This is a genomic window from Thalassobaculum sp., from assembly GCF_040219615.1.
Taxonomy (GTDB): domain Bacteria; phylum Pseudomonadota; class Alphaproteobacteria; order Thalassobaculales; family Thalassobaculaceae; genus Thalassobaculum_A.
Genome location: NZ_JAVJSE010000012.1, coordinates 1 through 3,990, shown reverse-complemented (window position 1 = coordinate 3,990; position 3,990 = coordinate 1). Strand labels below are relative to the sequence as shown.

The 3,990-nt window shown below is 71.3% G+C and carries 3 protein-coding genes; all 3 read right to left on the bottom strand.

Annotation, left to right across the window (positions count from 1 at the left end):
- Window positions 1-134 precede the first annotated feature (134 nt).
- On the bottom strand, window positions 135-1,430 hold the full coding sequence (locus tag RIC31_RS07625) for an MFS transporter (RefSeq protein WP_350104793.1): 1,296 nt from the start codon (window positions 1,428-1,430) through the stop codon (window positions 135-137).
- A gap of 124 nt (window positions 1,431-1,554) precedes the next feature.
- Window positions 1,555-1,926 (bottom strand): hypothetical protein, encoded by a 372-nt coding sequence (locus RIC31_RS07620; protein ID WP_350104792.1) that lies wholly within the window; start codon window positions 1,924-1,926, stop codon window positions 1,555-1,557.
- Between the two features lie 41 nt (window positions 1,927-1,967).
- Window positions 1,968-3,990, bottom strand: a 2,023-nt coding sequence (locus tag RIC31_RS07615) for an NAD-glutamate dehydrogenase domain-containing protein (protein ID WP_350104791.1), incomplete at its 5' end; no start/stop codon positions are given.

Below are 3,990 nucleotides of genomic sequence, written 5' to 3'. Positions count from 1 at the left end.
CGGAAGCAGCGGCGCGATGACACGCCACTCCAGATCCGTCAGATCGTGACGACGCTTCATCATCAAGCTCCCGCAGTTTGGAAGCTTGAATCACAATCAGCCCATAACGGGAATCCCCTTTATGGGTACAGAACCTAGCCGGCGCGGTGCGCCGGCTCCCTGACGGTCAGCAGCAGCGCCAGCCCGGCCGCCAGGAACACCAGGATCGTGGCCATGCCGGCGCGCTGGCTGTCGAACGCCAGGGTGGCCCATCCCAGGGCCAGCGGTCCGGCGAAGTTGGTGGCCTTGCCGGACAGGGCGTAGAGCCCGAACATCTCGGCACGCTGGGCGGCCGGGGCCAGCTTGGCCATCAAGGTGCGGCTGGCGGCCTGGGCCGGGCCCATGAAGGTGCCCATGGCCATGCCCGCGACCCAGAACCAGGTCTTGTCGGGCGCCACCAGCGCCAGCCCGCCGAACAGCATCAGCCCGACCAGGGCGGCCAGGATGGCGCGCTTCGGGCCGACCCGGTCGTCGATCCAGCCGAACGCGATGGCGCCGGCGCCGGCGGTCAGGTTGAGGGCGATGCCGAACACGATGATCTCGGAGAAGTCCATGCCGAAAGTGCCGGCGGCATAGATCCCGCCGAAGGTGAACAGGGTGGTCAGCCCGTCGGCATACAGCATGTGGGCGACCAGATAGCGGGCCACCGGGCTGCGCGGGTCGAGCCGGCGCAGGGTGCCCCAGAGCTGGGTGACGCCTTGACGCACCAGCTTGCCCATCGGCTCGCGGCTGGCCGGCCCCTCCTCGGGAACCAGGATGAACACCGGCAACGCGAACACCGCGAACCAGGCCGCGACCAGCAGCACCGTGGCGCGCACCGGCTCGGCCGCGCCGGGATCCAGCCCGAACGGCGGCGGGTCGGCCTGCACCAGCCCGAACAGCGCCACCACCAGGCAGGTCAGCCCGCCGAGATAGCCCACGCCCCAGCCGATGCCGGAGACCCGACCCATCCGGCCCGGCGGCGCCACCGCCGGCAGCATGGCGTTGTAGAACATCCCGGCGAACTCGAAGGCGATGGTGGCGATCACCACCAGCACCAGGGCGCGCGGCACGTCGGCCGCCTCCGGGCGGACCGTCCACAGCGCGGCGGTCGCCAGGATGCACACCAGGGTGAACACGCCGAGCCAGGGCTTGCGCCGGCCGGTGCGGTCGGCGATCGCGCCGAGCGCCGGACTCAGCAGCGCGATGCAGACGGCTGCCACCGCCACGGCGTTGCCCCAGAGATAGGTGCCCTCGGTCTCGCTGGCAGCCACGCCCTTGGTGAAGTAGGCGGCGAACACGAAGGTCGAGACCACGGTCGGGAACGCCGAGTTCGCCCAGTCGTACAGGCACCAGCCGGCGATCGCGGGGGTGCCGGCCCCGTCCTGGGAGCCGCTGCGCTCGTCCGTCATCGCAAGAGTCCCCCGCCAGTGCCGCCGAGCCGACGCGGATCGGCCGGGTCATTGTAACCCGCGACCGCCGGATGGCGTTCCCGGGAAGCCGCTCGGGTCTGCCCGCCGTCCCGCCGGCACCGGCTCATGTGCCGCGCGCCCATTCCAAGGCGGCCGCCGGCTCGCCGAAACAGCGGAACCGCCGGCCCCGGTAGTCCAGCACGAAGGCCGCGGTCAGCTTCGCCACCCAGCTGTCGGTGGTCAGGATGGCGGTGCGCCGGCCGTGATCGCGGCCCTGGGCGAAATCGCGCCAGCGCCGGGCGATCTCGCGCAGCGCCGGCCAGGTCCAGCCGCCCTCGCTGGTCAGCGCCCGGGCGTCGACCACGGTGTCGTAGCCGATCACCTCGGGGTGCTGCTGCCAGATCTGCGGGATCGCCGACAGCAGGTCGTCGTCGGTGACCGCCGCCCGGCAGGTCACCAGCACCAGCCTGCGATCGGCATCGACCGACCACGTCACCCGGCCGCCGTCCGGGCACGCACTCCCGTCGATGTCCGCCGTCACCGGGCCAGCAGGGTCCGGATCTGGCCGTTCGCCACCGCCAGCATGGCGAGGTCGACCTGCTCGTTGGCCCGGATGTCCGACAGCAGCCGGTCGGTGCGGTCGACGCCGTCGCGCCGGCCGGCCGCCCAGGCGGCGATCGCCGCGTCCGGCCCGTTGCCGGCCGCCTTCCGGCGCCGCCCGCCGGACTCGGTCCCGGCCCCGGAAGCGGCTCCGGAAGCGGCCCCGGCGACCTGGGCGAGCACGTCCTGCGCCAGGACGCTCTGGTGGCCGTAGAAGTCGTCGATCAGGGCGTCGACCGCCAGCTTCTGCCAGTGGCCGTCGGCCCCCAGGCCGCCGGCCCGGTCGCGCAGCCAGTCGAGTGCGAACCGGGCGCCGACGCCGAAATACACCGAGGCCACCAGGCCGACCGGCTGTCCCGAGGCCGCCGCCAGCCGGACCACGTCGCAGGCCGAGGCCAGCACGTCGAGCGAGGCGACCGCGTGCGCCAGGTCCGACGGAACGCCCTGGTCGGTATAGCGCCTGGCGGCCGACGACAGGTGGTCGCGGTCGTGCGGACCGAGTACCTCGAGCAGGCAGGACTTCAGGTCGGCGACGCCGGGGCCGAACTCCGCCACATGGGCGGCGATGTCCAGGGGCTGCCGGCCGTTGCGCAGGAACCAGACCGTGAGGCGCTCGACCAGACCCTGGATCTCCAGCAGCATCCGGGTCTGCAGCGCGGCCGAGACCTTGTTGTCCAGGCCCTCGATGCCTTCCCACAGCGAGCGCAGGCCGAACACGTCGCGGACGATGGTGTAGGCCCGGGCGATGCCCGACGCGGAGGCGCCGGTCTGCTCCTGCATGGTGTGCACGAACGCCGCGCCGACCCGGTTGATCATCGAGTTGGTGACCGAGGTGGCGATGATCTCGCGCCGCAGACGGTGCTCGGCGATGGCGTCGCCATGCTTCGCGCGCAGGCGTTCCGGGAAATACAGCGCCAGGTCGGCGCCGAGCTGCTGGTCGTCGGGCAGGTCGCTCTCCAGCAGCTCGTCGTACAGCGCCATCTTGGCGTAGGCCAGCAGCACCGCGATCTCCGGCCGGGTCAGGGCGCTGCCGGCGGCCGCCCGCTCGGCCAGGGTCTCGTCGTCCGGCAGATACTCGATCGCCCGGTTGAGCTTGAGGTGGCCGCGCTCCAGCTCGCGGATCAGCCGGGTCTGCGAGTCGAGCAGGGCGACGCCCCGGGACGCCGCGATCGACAGGGCCTGGGTCTGGTCGTAGTTGTCGCGCAGCACCAGATGGCCGACCTCCTCGGTCATCGCCTCCAGCAGGTTGTCGCGCTGCTTGAGGGTCATGTCGCCGGCAGCCACCACCGAGCCCAGCAGGATCTTGATGTTGACCTCGTGGTCGGAGCAGTCGACGCCGGCCGAGTTGTCGATGGCGTCGGTGTTGATCCGGCCGCCGCGCAACGCGAAGTCGATGCGGCCGCGCTGGGTGACTCCCAGGTTGGCACCCTCGCCGACCACCTTGGCCCGGACCTGCGTCGCGTCGATGCGTACGGCGTCGTTGGCCCGGTCGCCGACCTCGGCGGCCGACTCGCGCGCCGCCTTCACATAGGTGCCGATGCCGCCGAACCACAACAGATCGGCATCCGCCGTCAGGATGGCGCGCATCAGCGCGTTCGGCGTCACCTCGTCCTGGTCAAGGTGAAAGCGGGCGCGAATCTCCGGTGTCAGCTTCAGGCTCTTGGCGCGGCGTTCATAAATGCGGCCGCCGGCGCCCAGCGCCGCCGGGTCATAGTCGCTCCAGGCAGAGCGTGGCAGGTCGAACAGACGCTGGCGTTCGGCGAAACCCCTGGCCGTGTCCGCCTCCGGGTCGACGAAGATGTGCATGTGGTTGAAGGCGGCCAGCAACCGGATGTGTGGGCTCAGCAACATGCCATTACCGAACACGTCGCCCGACATGTCGCCGACGCCGACCACGGTAAAGTCCTCGCTCTGGGTGTCGCGGCCCATTTCGCGGAAGTGGCGTTTGACCGATTCCCAC